Here is a 15,033-nt window from a genome sequence, read left to right as displayed (position 1 = left end):
GATCCTTGCAGGCCGTGGCCTGCCGACGGCCCCCCGCGCTGGGATCCGTGGCGGGCGGACGGCGCGTGGGGCCGGAGACCTCGCAGGGCGCGATGCCCGCCGGCGCGGTCACCGTGGTGCCCGAGTGCGCCGAGCGGACGGGAGCCCGGGGCGACGTGCCGCACCTGGCGCATTCTGCGGACCGGTTCGGTGCGTCCCGCAGAATGCGGTAAATGCCCCGGAAGCCTTTTTTACCCATCGGTCACAGAGCGTTCGTGATCACGCAACACCGCTCCATCACAGTGGCTGCATGACTCGAGACATGTCTGATGTGACGGATGCCGTGGCCCACCTCGTCGGGCACGGCCCCGGGGTGCCCGTGATGCTGCTCGCCTCGGTGGCCGCACTGATCGCCACGGCGGGGTTCCACACCTGGTGGTCACGGCGCCACGGGCACGCCCCGCCGGCGGACGATACCGGCTCCCGGCCGCGGTCCGCAGCGGCGGCCGGGAGCCGGGCCGATGACGAGGCCGGGACCGGGACCGGTGCCTCCACCGATGCCGGTGCCGACGCCGCGGGCAGCGCGTTGTGGCGGATGCGGACGACGGTGCGGGACGCGCCGGGGTCGCTGGCCGTGCTGTGCGCGGCCCTCGCCGACCGGCGGGTCGACATCCTGAGCCTGCAGACGCACCCGTTGGCCGAGGGCACGGTGGACGAGTTCCTGCTCCGTGCCCCGGGTGAGCTGACGGGGGCCGAGCTGGCGGGCGTGGTGTCGGCGGCGGGCGGTGACCACACCTGGACCGAGCGGGCGGACGCCCACGACCTGGTCGACGCGCCGACCCGGATACTGGGGCTGGCGGCCCGCACGGCTCTGGACGCGGCGGAACTCCCGCTGGCGCTGCGGCAGTTGCTGGGCCGGTGCACCATCCGTTCGTGGCCGGCGGCCGTCGGGGACGGCGCGGCGGACGACGTACCGCCGGAAGGCGCGCTGGAGGACACCGTGTTGCGGCTGCGCGCCCCGGAGGGCGGGATGATCAGCGTGGAGCGGCCGTATCTTCCGTTCACCCCGGCCGAGTTCGCCCGGGCGCGGGCGCTGGTCGAGCTGGACGCCCGGCTCGGCCCGCGCATCCCGCGCAGCCTGGACGTGCTGACGCTGCCGGAGGGGAGCGACATCACGGTCCGCCGGGCCGACACGCGTGACGTTCCGGCGGCGAAGGCGATGCACGAGCGGTGCTCGACGCGGACGCTCGGGATGCGGTATCACGGCCCGGTCGGTGACGCCGACCGGTATCTCAACCACCTGCTCGGCCCGCGCCACGGCCGTACCCTCGCCGTGCAGACCGCGTCGGGGCGGATCGTCGGGCTGGGGCACCTGCTGTGGGACGGGGACGAGACCGAGGTCGCGCTGCTCGTCGAGGACACGTGGCAGCGCCGGGGCATCGGCGGTGAACTCCTCGACCGGCTCGTGACGATGGCGGCGGAGACGGGCTGCGAGAGCGTGTACGCCGTGACGCAGGCGTCCAACACCGGCATGGTCGCCGCGATGCGCGGCCTGGGCCTCCCCCTCGACTACCAGATCGAGGAAGGGACCCTGGTCATCACGGCCCGCCTGGACCCGGCGGCGCGGGCCGCGGCCCGGCTGCCGCGCGGGGAGCGTATCGGCATGGAGTGAGCCGGCCGGCGGTGCCGCGCGGATCAGTCGGCCCGCGACAGTGCCTCCCGCAGCGGGATCGCCCCGGCCACCCGCTCCCCCAGCGCCCGGTCCAGGTCGGCCCACAGATCGTCGACGTCCTCCAGGCCGACCGACAGGCGCAGCAGCCGGTCGACGACTCCGGCGTCCCGGCGGTCGTCGGCGTCCACGATGCGGTGGCTGATGGACGCCGGGTGCTGGATGAGCGTGTCGACGCTGCCGAGGCTGACGGCCGGGGTGATCAGACGGACGCGGCCGATGACCTCGTGCGGGTCGCCGTGGACCTCGAAGGAGACCATCGCACCGCCGATGCGCGGGTAGTGGACGCGGGCCACGCGCGGGTCGGCGGTGAGCCGCTGGACGAGCGTGGCGGCGTTCGCGGAGGCGGCGCGTACCCGCACGGGCAGGGTCGACAGCCCGCGCAGCAGCAGGTAGCCGGCCAGCGGGTGCAGTACGCCACCGGTGGCGAAGCGCACCTGCCGCAGCCGGCCCGCGAACTCCTCGTCGCAGGCCACCACACCGGCCAGCACGTCCCCGTGCCCGCCCAGGTACTTGGTGGCGCTGTGCAGCACCAGGCGCGCGCCCTGTTCGGTGGGGCGCTGGAGCACGGGCGTGGCGAACGTGTTGTCCACGAGCAGCGGTACGGATCCGCAGGCGTGGGCGACGGCCCTCAGGTCCACCTCGGCCAGCGTGGGGTTGGCCGGTGATTCCACGAGCACCAGGCCGGTGTCCGGGCGCAGCGCGTCCGCGATGCCCGCCGGGTCGGTCCAGGTGACCTCGGATCCGAGCAGTCCGGCGGACAGCAGGTGGTCGCTGCAGCCGTACAGGGGACGTACGGCCACGACGTGCCGCAGCCCCATCGAGGCGCGGACCAGCAGGACAGCACTCAGCGCGGCCATTCCGCTGGCGAAGGCGACCGCGGCCTCGGTGCCCTCCAGCCGGGCCAGCGCCGTCTCGAAACGGGCGACGGTGGGGTTGCCGAGGCGGCCGTAGACCGGCGGGCCCTCGGGGTCGGCGCCGCTGGTGGCGAACGCGTCGATGCGGGCGGCCTCGCCGCGGCTGTCGTACGACGGGTAGGTCGTGGACAGGTCGATGGGCGGGGCGTGCAGCCCCTGGGCGGCGAGATCGTCGCGGCCGGCGTGCACGGCCTCGGTGGCCAGCGCCCTGCCCGTGGGAGCGGTGATGCGTACGTCGTCGGGTGGTGACGTGTGCGTGCGCGCAGAGTCCATGACTCGAAGAGTGAACACCGACCGGCCCTGCGCGACCGCAGGCCGTGCTACGTTCGGCAGATGGCAGAATCTGTCGTACTGGATCCGGTGGATCTTCATCTGCTGCGGCTGCTGCAGAACGACGCCCGGACCACCTACCGCGATCTCGCCGCCCAGGTCGGGGTGGCCCCGTCGACCTGCCTGGACCGGGTGACCCGGCTGCGGCGTGCCGGGGTGATCCTCGGCCATCGGCTCGAACTGGACCCGGCGAAGCTCGGCCGCGGCCTCCAGGCGCTGCTGTCCGTGCAGGTGCGCCCGCACCGGCGGGAGCTGGTCGGCCCGTTCGTGGAGCGGATCCGGGCACTTCCGGAGTCGCGCACCGTCTTCCACCTCACCGGCCCGGACGACTACCTCGTCCATGTCGCGGTCGCGGACATGACGGACCTGCAGCGGCTGGTCCTGGACGGGTTCACCTCCCGGCCGGAGGTGGCCCGTGTCGAGACGCGGCTCATCTTCCAGCAGTGGGAGTGCGGCCCCCTGCTGCCGCCCGCCGCGCCCCCGGCCACGCCCTGAGCGAAATCCGGCCACCCGCGGCGGCGGGCCCGGCGAACCGGGCTGACGCGGCACCGGAATCCGTATGAGGATGTCCGCATGTCAGAGACCAAGAGCCCGCTGCCCCGCGAGGTCGCCGACGCCTACGTCGACGAACTCATCGCCCTCGACCCGGTCACCGGTACGTTCCTCGGCGTGCAGGAGAGCTCCAGCCGCCTGCCCGACTTCTCGCCCGCCGGGCAGGAGGCGCTCGCGGAGCTGGCACGGACCACGCTCGCCCTGCTGGACGAGGCGGAGCGCCGGCCCGGCGGGGACAGCGACGTGGAGCGGCGCTGCGCCCGGCTGCTGCGCGAGCGTCTCACCGCCGAACTCGCCGTGCACGAGGCCGAGGAGGGCCTGCGCTCGGTCGGCAACATGGGCACTGCCGCGCATTCGGTGCGCGAGGTCTTCACCATCACCCCGACGCAGACGCAGGAGGACTGGGCGCGGATCGCCGAGCGGCTGCGCGCGGTGCCGGCGGCGTTCGCGGGCTGTCGCGAGTCCCTGGCCCTGGGTCTGGAACGCAAGCTGTACGCGGCTCCGCGCCCGACCGCCACCTTCGTCGAGCAGCTCGGCGAGTGGGCGGACACGGGTGAGGGCCGCGGCTGGTTCGAGGACTTCGCCTCCGCCGGCCCCGACGCGCTGCGCGCGGAGCTGGACGAGGCTGCGCGGGGCGCGACCGCGGCCGTGGTGGAGCTGCGGGACTGGCTGCGCGACGTGTACGCGCCGGCGATCCAGGACGCCCCGAACACGGTGGGCCGCGAGCGCTACGCCCGCTGGTCGCGCTACTACAACGGCACCGACCTGGACCTGGACGAGGCGTACGCGTACGGCTGGGCCGAGTACCACCGGCTGCTCGCCGAGATGAAGCAGGAGGCCGAGAAGATCCTGCCGGGCGCCGAGACACCGTGGGTGGCGCTGGCGCACCTGGACGAGCACGGCAAGCACATCGAGGGCGTCGACGAGGTCCGCGACTGGCTTCAGGGCCTGATGGACCAGGCGATCGAGGCGCTGGACGGCACCCACTTCGAACTCGCCGAGCGGGTGCGGAAGGTGGAGTCGCGGATCGCCCCGCCCGGCAGCGCGGCGGCCCCGTACTACACGTCCCCGTCCGAGGACTTCTCCCGCCCCGGCCGCACCTGGCTGCCGACGATGGGCCTGACCCGCTTCCCGGTCTACGACCTGGTCTCCACCTGGTACCACGAGGGTGTCCCCGGTCATCACCTCCAGCTCGCCCAGTGGGCGCACGTCGCCGAGGACCTCTCCCGCTACCAGGCCTCGGTCGGCATGGTCAGCGCCAACGCCGAGGGCTGGGCGCTGTACGCGGAGCGGCTGATGGACGAACTGGGCTTCCTCACCGACGCGGAGCAGCGGCTCGGCTACCTGGACGCGCAGATGATGCGGGCCGCGCGGGTCATCGTGGACATCGGCATGCACCTGGAGCTGGAGATCCCGGCCGACTCCCCCTTCCACCCGGGCGAGCGCTGGACGCCGGAGCTGGCGCAGGAGTTCTTCGGCGCGCACAGCAGCCGTCCGGCGGACTTCGTGGAGAGCGAGCTGACCCGGTACCTGACGATCCCGGGCCAGGCGATCGGCTACAAGCTCGGTGAGCGGGCGTGGTTGCTGGGCCGGGAGAACGCCCGCAAGCGGCACGGCGACGCCTTCGACCCGAAGGCCTGGCACATGGCGGCCCTCTCCCAGGGCTCGCTGGGCCTGGACGACCTGGTGGACGAGCTGTCCCGACTCTGATCCGGGCTCCAAACCCGGCTCCCGGCCCGGCTCCGATCCGGCTCACCGCCTGAAGCCGCCCTCCGAGTCGATGACCTGACCGGTGACCCACTCCGCCTCGTCCGTGGCGAGCCACGCGATGAGGCGGGCCGGGTCGTCGGGCATGCCCCACCGCCCGGCGGGGAAGAGCGCGGCGACGGCCTCGTAGGCGTCGCCGGTCAGGTAATCCGTGTCCACGGGCCCGGGGTTGACGGCGTTCACGGTAACGGCGTGCTCGGCGAGGGACGTCGACAGGGAGCGTGTGATGGAGGCCAGCGCCCCCTTCTGCAGCGCGTAGGCGATCTCGCCGGGCATGCCGCCCGCGATGTCCTGGCCGGAGGTCATCATCACGACGCGTCCGCCGGGTGTGCGGGGCGGCAGCACGGCGCGCAGCCGGGCGTACGCCTGGACGAGCAGCAGTACCGAGCGGGTGTCGACCTTCCAGTGCGCGTCGAGCATGGCGGCGTCGATCGTGTCGAGGGTGCCGTCGGAGCCGCTGAGGGCGTGGTTGGCGACCAGGACGTCCAGCCGTCCGCCGAGCGCCTCGGCGGCCGTGGCGAGGAGTTCGCCCGGTGCGGCGGGGTCGGCGAGGTCTTTCGGACCGGCCACCACGGTGGCGTCCGGGTCGCCGAGCGCGGCGCGCACGGAGGCGACCACGTCCTCGGGCCGGTCGGCACCCCACGGCATGGCGGCGTCGTGCGGGACGTGGTGGTGCAGGTAGACGCTCGCCCCGTACGCGGCGAGCCGTCGGGCCACGGCGTGGCCGATGCCGCCACGGCGGCTGGCTCCGGTGACGAGGGCGGTCCGGCCACGCAGGGGCAGGGGGTCGCGGCGGAGGTCTTCGACGGCGGGGTGCGGAAGTCGTGGCATGGTCAACCATCATGGGTGGCCCGCCGCCACAACGCACCCCGATATCGCTCCGACGACGCGAGGCCCACCGGCCGGCCACCGGTCCGCGAGCCGTCGCGGTTGTACGACGTCCAGCCAGGTCTGGGGCCCGGCGCGCACCTCGGCCGCGTGGACCGCGTACCGGCCGGGGCGCCGTGCGGCAGCACCTGTACGCCCGTCAGCAGCCGCAGTCGGCCGCGACGACCGGAGCGGTCAGGGGGTCCGCGGAGTGGCGCTCGGTGCCCTGCCCGGTCTCGTACGCGAAGCCCTCGCGGACCCAGTACTCGAAGCCGCCGAGCATCTCCTTGACCTGGTGGCCGAGTTCGGCGAGGGCGAGGGCCGCGCGGGTCGCGCCGTTGCAGCCGGGGCCCCAGCAGTACGTCACGACCGGCACGGCCGGGTCGAGGAGCCGGCCGGCCTGCTCGGGGACGAGCGCGGTGGGCAGGTGGACGGCGCCGGGGATGTGGCCCTGGTCCCAGGACTCGGTGGAGCGGGTGTCCACCAGGACGAACCCGGGATCGCCGTCGTCCGCGAGCGCGGCCGCGACGTCGGAGACGTCCGCGTGGAAGGCGAGGCTCGCCCGGAAGTACGCGGCGGCTTCGGCGGGGGCGGCGGGGGCGACGCGCAGAACGGGGTTCGTGGTGGTGTCTCTCATGGTCCGGCCTTTCCTCGGTGGATCTCCTGGCCAGAAATCTATGGTCGATGGGGGCGTCCCCAGAAGGGCGTTTCCCCGGTCGTGCTCTTGTTCCGCCGGGGATTCGCTGCTATCCATCCGGGATGACCACGTATTCCCCGGACGCCACCGACTGGCTCATCCTCGACGCCCTCCAGCGGAACGGGCGGGCCAGTTTCGCCGAGCTGGCCCGTGCCGTCTCGATGTCGGCGAGCGCGGTGACCGAGCGGGTGCGGCGGCTGGAGGAGGCGGGGGTCATCCAGGGGTACGCGGCGGTCGTCGACCCCGAGCGGCTGGGGCTGCCGATCCTGGCCTTCGTGCGGCTGCGCTATCCGGTCGCCAACTACAAGCCGTTCCACGACCTGGTCACGGTCACTCCCGAGATCCTGGAGGCCCACCACGTCACGGGGGACGACTGCTTCGTCATCAAGGTCGCGGCCCGTTCGATGCGGCACCTGGAGGAGGTGTCGGGCCGGATCAGCGCGCTGGGCTCGGTCACCACGAGCGTCGTCTACTCCTCGCCGCTGCCCCGACGGCCACTGGGCCGCTGAGGTCCGCCGGGACCTCTCAGAGGGCGCCCCGCTGCCGCAGCACCGAACCCGACCGTCCCTTCACGACCTCCAGCTGGGCGTGGATCCGCCGCCGCAGGTCGGCGACATGGCTGACGATGCCGACGCTGCGGTCCCGCTCACGCAGTGAGTCGAGGACGTCGAGGACCTCGTCGAGGGTCTGGTCGTCGAGGCTGCCGAAGCCCTCGTCGATGAAGAGGGTGTCCAGGCGGACACCGCCGGCCTCGTCCGTGACCACGTCGGCGAGGCCCAGCGCGAGGGCGAGCGAGGCGAAGAACGTCTCACCGCCGGACAGCGTGGCCGTGTCGCGTTCGCGGCCGGTCCAGGCGTCGACGACGTGCAGGCCGAGGCCACTGCGGCCGCGCCCGGTGCGGTCGTCGGAGTGGACGAGGGTGTAGCGGCCCGAGGACATGCGCTGGAGCCGCGCGGTGGCCGCGGCGGCCACCTGCTCCAGGCGGGCCGCCAGCACGTACGACTCCAGGCGCATCCGGCGTTCGTTGTCCGCGGAGGTCCCCGCGGCAAGGGAGGCGAGGCGGGCGACGCGGGTGTGCTCGTCGCGCAGCGGGGCGAGCCGGCGCGCGGAGGTGGTGGCCCTCGCGGACAGCCGGTCCAGTTCGGCGCAGCACCGGGCGGCCGCGTCGCGTGCGGAGGAGGCGTCGCGCAGGCGCCGGCCCGCTTCGGTGGCGACGCGTTCCACCGCCGCCACGTCGGCGGGCGGCCGCTGGGCCGCGGCGGCGGTGTCGGCCTCGGTGAGGATCGCGCGGACGGCGGCCTCCTCGGAGTCCCATGCGTCGAGCCGGCGTTGCAGCTCGCGGTGGGCGGCGTCGTCGAGCAGTGCGGCGGCGGCGTCCCTCGGGGTGTCGAAGCCGGCGCGGAAAGCGGCGTCGGCAAGACGGGCGTCGGCGTCCTTGAGCCGCTGGGCCGTGTCCTCGGCGACGCGGGCGGTGTCGGCGGCCTCCGTCAGCAGCGCGGCCCGGCGCTCCAGCTGCGCCGCTCGCGCCGCCACACTGTCGGCGCCTGCGCGAACTCTCGTCAACTCCTCCTCCAGCGTGGCCCGTTCGCTGTCCAGCCGCTCCCGGTTGCCGACCCGGGAGGCGGCCCGGACCGCGGCCTGCTGCTGGGCGGCGACCCGCTGCTCGCGCTCGTGTTCCGCCCGGCGCAGCTCCTCCTGCGCGGCGTGCAGCCCGGAGGCGCTCGCCCGCGCCCGCGCGTACCGCCGCTCCAGTTCCTCGGCCTCTTCGGCGAGCCGGGCGGCGGGCGTCTCCCCTGCCTCCGCCGTGGCGGCGGCGAGTGCCTCCCGTACGGTGCCCAGGCGCCGTTCGGCGTCCGCGCGCCGCTCGTCGGCGTCCTGGTAGGCGGCGAGGGCGCGCTCCTCCGCCTCGCGGTCGACGTGCCCCGCGATCCTGCGCGCGGGGGCGGGGTGTTCGGTGGCGCCGCACACGGCGCACGGTGCGCCGTCGGTGAGGCCCACGGCGAGTTCTGCGGCGATGCCGGTCAGCCGCTGTTCCTTGAGGTCGAGCCAGTGGGCGCGGGCCTCGACGGCGCGTTCGGCCGAGGCGAGGGCGTGGCGTTGTGCCTGCTGCGTGTCGGTGGCGTACCGGTCCCGCTGCCGGGCCGCGTCCAGCCGCCGCTGTGCCGGGTCGCGCTGTACGGCGAGCTGTTCGGCGTGGGCCGCGGCCTCCTGCGCGGAGTCGACGCGGGCCTGCAGTCCGGTGCGGGTGGTCTCCCAGTCGGCGAGCCAGCTCGCCGCCTCGTGCAGGACGTCGTCGTCGGCGCGTTCCTGGCGGTCCAGCCCGGCCCGCTCCTCCACCAGGTCCGCGAGGCGCTGTTCGGCCCGCCGGGCCGACTCCAGCCCTCCCAGTTCCTCGGCTGCCCGGCGCGCGGCGGCGGCGAGCCCTGCGGCCCCGGCGTCCGCGAGGGCCTCGGGCAGCAGGGCACGCGCGTGCGTTTCCGAGGCCGCGGCCCGCCGGTGCTCGGCGTCGGCGGCGTCCCGCAGCTCGAGCGCGGGGGCCACCGCTTCGGCCTTGCGGGCCCGCGCCATGCGTTCCTGCGCGGCGCGGTGGGCGTCGGCCCGCTCCGCCAGCCGCGCTCCCCGCTCCCGGGCCTCGGCGAACCGCCGCTGCAGCCGGTCCAGTTCCCGCGCGTCTGCGAGGCCGCGTTCGGCGGCGGCCTGGGCGGACTCGGCGGCCGTGAGCCGGCAGTCGGCGACGGTCAGCAGCTCCCGGGCCGTGCTGCGCGCGAGGGCGGCGGCGGCGAGGACGGCATCGGCCAGCCCCGGCTCGCCCGGCGCCAGTTCCGGCAGCTCCATGGCGTCGCCGGCGGCCTGCTGCATCCGGTGGGCGTCGGCCAGCAGCGCGGCGTCCCCCTCGCGCACCCGGGCCTCGGTCGTGCGGCGCCGGTCGGCGAGGCGCTTCTCGACCTCGGCGAAGCGCCGGGTGTCGAAGAGCCGGCCGAGGAGCTTGCCGCGCGCCTCCGCGTCGGCGCGCAGGAAGCGCGCGAAATCGCCCTGGGGCAGCAGCACGACCTGGCAGAACTGCTCGCGGCTCATGCCGAGCAGTTGCGTGATCTCCTCGCCGATCTCCTGGTGGGAGCGGCTGAGGTCCTTCCAGACGCCGGCCGTCGCGTCGTACTCGCGCAGCCAGGTCTGGGCCTTGTCGACGGTCGTGCCCTTGCCGCGCAGCTTCAAACGCTCCCAGGGCGGCTGCCGGGTGACCTCCAGTCGCCGTCCGGCGACGGTGAGTTCGAGGCGCACCTCGGTGCGCGTGCCGGCGGCGGCGTGGTCGCTGCGCAGGGTCATGCCCTGGCCGCTCTGGCGGGCGCCGGGCACCGACCCGTACAGCGCGTAGCAGACGGCGTCGAGGACGGAGGTCTTGCCGGCGCCGGTGGGTCCGTGCAGCAGGAAGAGTCCGGCGGCCGACAGGTCGTCGAAGTCGACGCGCTGTGTTCCGCCGAAGGGGCCGAAGGCGGTGATGTCCAGGTGGTGCAGCCTCACCGGGCCGCCTCCCGAACGGTCTCGTCCGCGCGCACCGCGTCGAAGGCGTCCCGCAGTACGGTCTGTTCGTGGCCGTCGGGCCCGGCGCCGCGCACGTGCGTCACGAAGTCCTCCGCGATCTGCTGGTCGCTGCGGCCGGCGAGACGGCGGGCGTAGGACACGGCCGGGTCGTCCGGGGCCCGCTCGGGGGCGAAGACGAGGCTCAGCGTGTGCGGGAAGCGCTCGGTGAGCCGGGCCATGGGGTCGGCGGGACGGACCGGGTCGGTGAGGGTCGCCTCGACCCACGCCTCCTCGTGCCGGGCCAGCCCGGGGTCGGCGAGCAGCTCCTCCAGGGTGCCGCGCAGCCGGGCCAGGTCGCGCGGCACCGGGCAGTCGACTCGCTCGGCGGTGACCGAGCCGTCGGCGTCCAGGTCGACGAGCCACATGCTCTTGCGGTGCGCGGCCTCGGAGAAGGAGTACGGCAGCGGGGAGCCGGAGTAGCGGACGCGCTCGGTGAGGGCCTGGCAGCCGTGCAGGTGCCCGAGCGCCACGTAGTCGACGCCGTCGAAGACGCCGGAGGGCACTGCGGCGACCCCGCCGACGGTGATGTCCCGCTCGCTGTCGCTCTGCTCGCCGCCGGTGACGAAGGCATGCGCGAGGACGACGGAACGGGTGCCCGGCGCGCGCGCGGCGAGGTCGGCGCGGACCCGGTCCATGGCGGCGGCGAGCACGGCCTCGTGGCCCGCCTTCTCGACCCCGAGCCCGGCCTTCACCAGGGCTGGTTCGAGGTACGGCAGCCCGTAGAAGGCCACCTCACCGTGCGCGTCCTCCAGCACCACCGGGTTGCCGCAGCCCGCCGGGTCGGTGCGCAGGTGGATCCCGGCTCGGTCGATGAGTCCGGCACCGACGCCGAGGCGGCGGGCCGAGTCGTGGTTGCCGGAGATCATCACCGTGGGCACACCGAGGTCGGCCAAGCGGTGCAGTGCGTCGTCGAAGAGCTCCACGGCGGCCAGTGGCGGCACGGCCCGGTCGTACACGTCTCCCGACACGACCACGGCGTCGACGGCGTGCTCGCGCACGGTCTCGACGAGGTGGCCGATGAAAGCGGCCTGGGCTCCGAGCATGTTCACGCGGTGGAACGCCCGGCCGAGATGCCAGTCGGACGTGTGCAGAATTTTCATGAAACAGCCCTGACCTGCACGTTTACCCCTACCGCACCTCTGAAACCAGCCCGAACCAGCACGGAGCTCGCCACCGACCCTCGCCACGCTAACGCATGCGGCCCCCTGAGCCACCACTCGTCTCGGATCACCCTGGGAACGGAAGGCCCTTTCCCGGTGCCACCGGGGTGGCCTCCCCGCCCCGAGGGAAGGAGGACGGGAAGGCCACCCCGTGAGTGTGCACGAGGAACGTCAGCCGTCCGCGCCGCTGCCCCGGACGACGCAGGAGCGGCTGTTCTCCCAGCCCCACCCGTCGCCGTCGGGATCGGAGGAGCTGCCGTTGACGCAGTACGGGTAACCGTTGGGCGCGGTACCGCCGCCCGTTCCGCCCCCGCCGTCCGCGCCGCCGCCCCGGACCACGCAGGAGCGGCTGTTCTCCCAGCCCCACCCGTCGCCGTCGGGGTCGGAGGAGCTGCCGTTGACGCAGTACGGGTAACCGTTGGGCGCGGTACCGCCGCCCGTTCCGCCCCCACCGCCGTAGACGGTGGCGGTCTCGGACGTGGCCGCGATGCCGTTGGCACCGTTGAAGATGCGGTTGCCCCAGTTGGTCAGGGAGTTCGCGTCGAAGCCGTTGACCATGTCGAGGTACTCGACGCCGCTTCCGTTGCCGCTCCAGGACCAGCCGAGGTAGCCCACGCCCAGGGACTGCGCGGTCGCCATGATGGCGTCCTCGTCGGGGTTGCCGTCACTGTGCTGGTCGCCGAACTCACCCACGACGACGGGCAGTTTGTTGCCGACGAAGTGGTTCAGGTAGTCCCGCACCTCGGCGGCGGTGTCGTAGACGCCGTACATGTGGATCGAGAAGATGGTGTTGCGGTCGGGATCGGAGGCGAACACCGATGCGGCGTTGTCCCTCATGGTCCCGGACCAGTCCTGACCCCAGTTGGGTGCGTCGACCATCAGGGCGTGGCTGATGCCGGCCCCCCGGAGCTTGCCGATCGCGCCCTTGGTGGCGTCGGTCCAGGCCGCGTGGCCGGTGTTGCCGAAGGGCTCGTTGCCGATGTTGACGACGACGTAGTCCTCCTGGCCCTGGAGCGCGCTCTTGATGCCGATCCAGTAGTCGGCGGCCCGGTCCAGGGTGGTGGCGGCGCCGTCCTCGCCGTAGCCGGTGGTGTCGTGCACCTCCAGCACGCAGATGACCTTGTTGGCCTTGCACTGGCCGATGAGGGAGGAGACCTCGGAGGCGCTCGTCCGCGTCCACCGGTCGCCGCTGCTGAGAACGACGCGGACGGTATTGGCGCCCTTGGCCGCTATGTCGGCGATGGAGCTCGTTCGCTCGGGATACCAGGTGTGGGCGTGGTTGACCCCGCGCATGACGAACTCGTTCCCGTTCGCCTCGACCACGCGACCGTCACTGACACGGATACCGGTGGGTGCTGCCTCGGCCTCGCCGACGAAGGGGCCGGCCATCGAGGTGAGCAGGCCCAGGACGGCGGCGAACGCCATGCCCGCCGTGGTGATCAGGGTGCTTCTCGGCTTTCGCATATCTCTCCTCGGGTGCAGGTGCGGGTGCGGATGCGGATGCGAGTGCTGGAGCAGGACGATGCATGCGGACGGGCCACATCCGGCATGACAACGATGTCTGACGTCTGCGCCGGCCTCTGAGGGCACGCTCGGCGAGCGTCGCGGGCGCTTCGATACAGGCGCGTGCCGTCGAAGGCGGGCTTCGCAGGCGTCGCGGGTGCGGATACGGGGCCGGACAACCGACCTCGGCTTGCTGCGACTTCGGCCCCTGGGGCACGAGCGGCCCCGTCGCCACACCATGAGGCACCGGCTGTTGCGCCCATGTCAATAGTCGATTCACGATCCGTCCACCGAGCCCGGCAGCCCGCGTGCGACTAAACCGCTAAACAAGCTGACCAGCCCTGGCATGCGTCACACAGTGGTCGGACACCAGCGAAAACAGAGCCGACGCGACTCATTGACAGTCCGACAACGTCGCCTTACGTTCCTAGCCGGTTAACCGGTACATGCCCGGACTCGTCCTCCGTCGAGGCCCCAGGGGGTCGGGTTCTGCGGGACACCACCCCCGCAGCAGGCATCGACACTCCTCCCACCCCCATTCGTTCCGAACGGAAGGACTTGCTCGTCGACCCACCCGACCTGTGCGCTATACCGGTTCAATAACAGAAGCCGATCGGGTCATGGATTTCGTTCGCATCCCGTTAACGTACACACGTGGATCTACTTCGACCGGTCATCAAGCCATACGCATGGGGCTCGCACGAGGCACTGGCCCGGCTGCAGGGAAGAGGCACACCCTCGGACGGGCCGGAGGCGGAACTGTGGATGGGCGCGCATCCGTCCGGCCCCGCGGGCATCACGCGCGGAGGGCGAGAGCTGACGCTCCTGGACGCCGTGTCCGGCGGTCCCGAGAGGGAGCTGGGGGCCGCGTGCGCCCAACGGTTCGGGGGGCGGCTGCCCTTCCTGTTGAAGGTACTGGCCGCCGAACAACCCCTGTCCATACAGGTGCACCCCGACCGGGAGCAGGCGCGCTCGGCCTTCGCCGCACAGTCGGCCGACGGCCGTCGCGGCCCCTACACGGACGACTGGCCCAAGCCCGAACTGCTGTACACGCTGAGCCGGTTCGAGGTCCTGGCCGGCTTCCGCGACCGCGAGGAGGCCGTGGGCGTCCTGGAGGACCTGGAGGTCGGCCGGTTGCGCCCGGTCACCGAGCTGCTGCGGGCCGGCGCCGGCGACGAGGTACTGACCGACGCCCTGCGGCTCGTGCTCGAATGGCCGCGTGACGACCGCGCGGCGCTCGTGCACGGCGTCGTGGAGTCATGCCGGCGCCGGGCACGGTCCAGCGGCCCCCACGCGCAGGCGTACGCGGCGGTGGGGCACATGTCCCGGCATCACCCCGAAGACCTCGGCCTCGTGGCCTCCCTCCTCCTCAGGCACCGGATCCTGGAGCCCGACACGGCACTGTTCATGCCGGCCGGCGGACTGCACGCCTATGTGCGGGGAGTGGGACTCGAACTGCTCGCCAACTCCGACAACGTGCTGCGCGCCGGACTGACGGCCAAGGAAGTGAACGTGCCCGAACTGCTGCGGATCACCGACCCGGCGGTGCGCGTGCCGGAGGTCACGCCCACAAGCGTCCCGGGACCCGGTTCCACACAGCTGTACGACTGCCCGGTGGAGGAGTTCGCCCTCCACCGGACCGGACTCGACGGCCCGGGCGGACCCCTGGTGCCGTCGGCCGGCGCTCGCATCGCCTTCTGCGCGGACGGAGCGGTCCAACTGCGCGCAGGAGGCACGGACCAGCTTCGGCTCGGTCCCGGTGACTCCTGCTTCCTGCCCGCCTCGGACGACGACGTTCTGGTGGAGGGAGAGGGAACGCTGTTCGTGGCGTCCGCCGGTCTGAGCCCGGCGGAGCGCGGCTCCCTCGCGCAGGGCTCCCTGCCGCCCCTTCTTTGACAACGTTGTCCGGCCCCGGTCTCTCACTCAACGCCGCCGGTGAGCGGTGCGCGGGGA

The 15,033-nt window shown here is 73.3% G+C and carries 11 protein-coding genes; 5 read left to right on the top strand and 6 right to left on the bottom strand.

Features of this window, described 5'->3' with window-relative positions:
- Positions 1–301: 301 nt before the first annotated feature.
- Positions 302–1,651 (top strand): GNAT family N-acetyltransferase, encoded by a 1,350-nt coding sequence (locus ACH4F2_RS22795; protein ID WP_398134550.1) that lies wholly within the window; start codon positions 302–304, stop codon positions 1,649–1,651.
- A 23-nt stretch (positions 1,652–1,674) separates the two neighbouring features.
- Here ACH4F2_RS22795 and ACH4F2_RS22790 read toward each other — a convergent pair whose 3' ends face one another.
- A complete protein-coding gene (locus ACH4F2_RS22790; RefSeq protein WP_398134549.1) occupies positions 1,675–2,898 on the bottom strand; it encodes a trans-sulfuration enzyme family protein in 1,224 nt (407 codons plus the stop codon).
- A gap of 60 nt (positions 2,899–2,958) precedes the next feature.
- On the opposite strand from ACH4F2_RS22790, the gene ACH4F2_RS22785 reads away from it, so the two are divergent.
- Both ACH4F2_RS22785 and ACH4F2_RS22780 read left to right on the top strand, forming a co-directional pair.
- Complete coding sequence (locus ACH4F2_RS22785; RefSeq protein ID WP_398134548.1) at positions 2,959–3,450, top strand: Lrp/AsnC family transcriptional regulator; 492 nt, start codon at positions 2,959–2,961, stop codon at positions 3,448–3,450.
- Between the two features lie 78 nt (positions 3,451–3,528).
- Entirely contained in the window at positions 3,529–5,217 is a 1,689-nt protein-coding gene (locus ACH4F2_RS22780; protein WP_398134547.1) for a DUF885 domain-containing protein, read from the top strand.
- Positions 5,218–5,259: 42 nt separating this feature from the next.
- Here the strand turns inward: ACH4F2_RS22780 and ACH4F2_RS22775 are convergent, their stop codons facing one another.
- Positions 5,260–6,105 (bottom strand): SDR family oxidoreductase, encoded by an 846-nt coding sequence (locus tag ACH4F2_RS22775; RefSeq protein ID WP_398134546.1) that lies wholly within the window; start codon positions 6,103–6,105, stop codon positions 5,260–5,262.
- 196 nt (positions 6,106–6,301) lie between these two features.
- On the bottom strand, positions 6,302–6,778 hold the full coding sequence (locus ACH4F2_RS22770) for a rhodanese-like domain-containing protein (protein WP_398134545.1): 477 nt from the start codon (positions 6,776–6,778) through the stop codon (positions 6,302–6,304).
- A gap of 122 nt (positions 6,779–6,900) precedes the next feature.
- Between ACH4F2_RS22770 and ACH4F2_RS22765 the strand changes: the two genes are divergently transcribed.
- A complete protein-coding gene (locus ACH4F2_RS22765) occupies positions 6,901–7,347 on the top strand; it encodes an Lrp/AsnC family transcriptional regulator (RefSeq protein ID WP_398134544.1) in 447 nt (148 codons plus the stop codon).
- Positions 7,348–7,363: 16 nt separating this feature from the next.
- On the opposite strand, the gene ACH4F2_RS22760 is transcribed toward ACH4F2_RS22765, so the two are convergent.
- The 3 genes from ACH4F2_RS22760 to ACH4F2_RS22750 all read right to left on the bottom strand — a co-directional run bounded on the left by ACH4F2_RS22760 (position 7,364) and on the right by ACH4F2_RS22750 (position 13,041).
- Positions 7,364–10,357, bottom strand: coding sequence for an AAA family ATPase (locus tag ACH4F2_RS22760; protein ID WP_398134543.1), 2,994 nt, complete (start codon positions 10,355–10,357; stop codon positions 7,364–7,366).
- Positions 10,354–11,517, bottom strand: a complete 1,164-nt coding sequence (locus ACH4F2_RS22755; RefSeq protein ID WP_398134542.1) for an exonuclease SbcCD subunit D — start codon at positions 11,515–11,517, stop codon at positions 10,354–10,356. Before ACH4F2_RS22755 ends, ACH4F2_RS22760 begins: the two co-directional genes overlap by 4 nt.
- A gap of 231 nt (positions 11,518–11,748) precedes the next feature.
- Entirely contained in the window at positions 11,749–13,041 is a 1,293-nt protein-coding gene (locus ACH4F2_RS22750; RefSeq protein WP_398134541.1) for a cellulase family glycosylhydrolase, read from the bottom strand.
- Between the two features lie 693 nt (positions 13,042–13,734).
- Here ACH4F2_RS22750 and manA point away from each other — a divergent pair.
- Positions 13,735–14,976 (top strand): mannose-6-phosphate isomerase, class I, encoded by a 1,242-nt coding sequence (gene manA, locus ACH4F2_RS22745; protein ID WP_398134540.1) that lies wholly within the window; start codon positions 13,735–13,737, stop codon positions 14,974–14,976.
- Positions 14,977–15,033: the final 57 nt, after the last annotated feature.

The organism is Streptomyces sp. NPDC017890 (assembly GCF_044328675.1).
GTDB lineage: Bacteria > Actinomycetota > Actinomycetes > Streptomycetales > Streptomycetaceae > Streptomyces.
This window is presented reverse-complemented; position numbering and strand designations above follow the sequence as displayed.

Coding starts and splice junctions, on each gene's coding strand:
- ACH4F2_RS22795 (WP_398134550.1), top strand. CDS start 302: ATGTCTGATGTGACGGATGCCGTGGCCCACCTCGTCGGGCACGGCCCC.
- ACH4F2_RS22770 (WP_398134545.1), bottom strand. CDS start 6,778: ATGAGAGACACCACCACGAACCCCGTTCTGCGCGTCGCCCCCGCCGCC.
- ACH4F2_RS22750 (WP_398134541.1), bottom strand. CDS start 13,041: ATGCGAAAGCCGAGAAGCACCCTGATCACCACGGCGGGCATGGCGTTC.
- ACH4F2_RS22755 (WP_398134542.1), bottom strand. CDS start 11,517: ATGAAAATTCTGCACACGTCCGACTGGCATCTCGGCCGGGCGTTCCAC.
- ACH4F2_RS22790 (WP_398134549.1), bottom strand. CDS start 2,898: ATGGACTCTGCGCGCACGCACACGTCACCACCCGACGACGTACGCATC.
- ACH4F2_RS22765 (WP_398134544.1), top strand. CDS start 6,901: ATGACCACGTATTCCCCGGACGCCACCGACTGGCTCATCCTCGACGCC.
- ACH4F2_RS22780 (WP_398134547.1), top strand. CDS start 3,529: ATGTCAGAGACCAAGAGCCCGCTGCCCCGCGAGGTCGCCGACGCCTAC.
- ACH4F2_RS22775 (WP_398134546.1), bottom strand. CDS start 6,105: ATGCCACGACTTCCGCACCCCGCCGTCGAAGACCTCCGCCGCGACCCC.
- ACH4F2_RS22785 (WP_398134548.1), top strand. CDS start 2,959: ATGGCAGAATCTGTCGTACTGGATCCGGTGGATCTTCATCTGCTGCGG.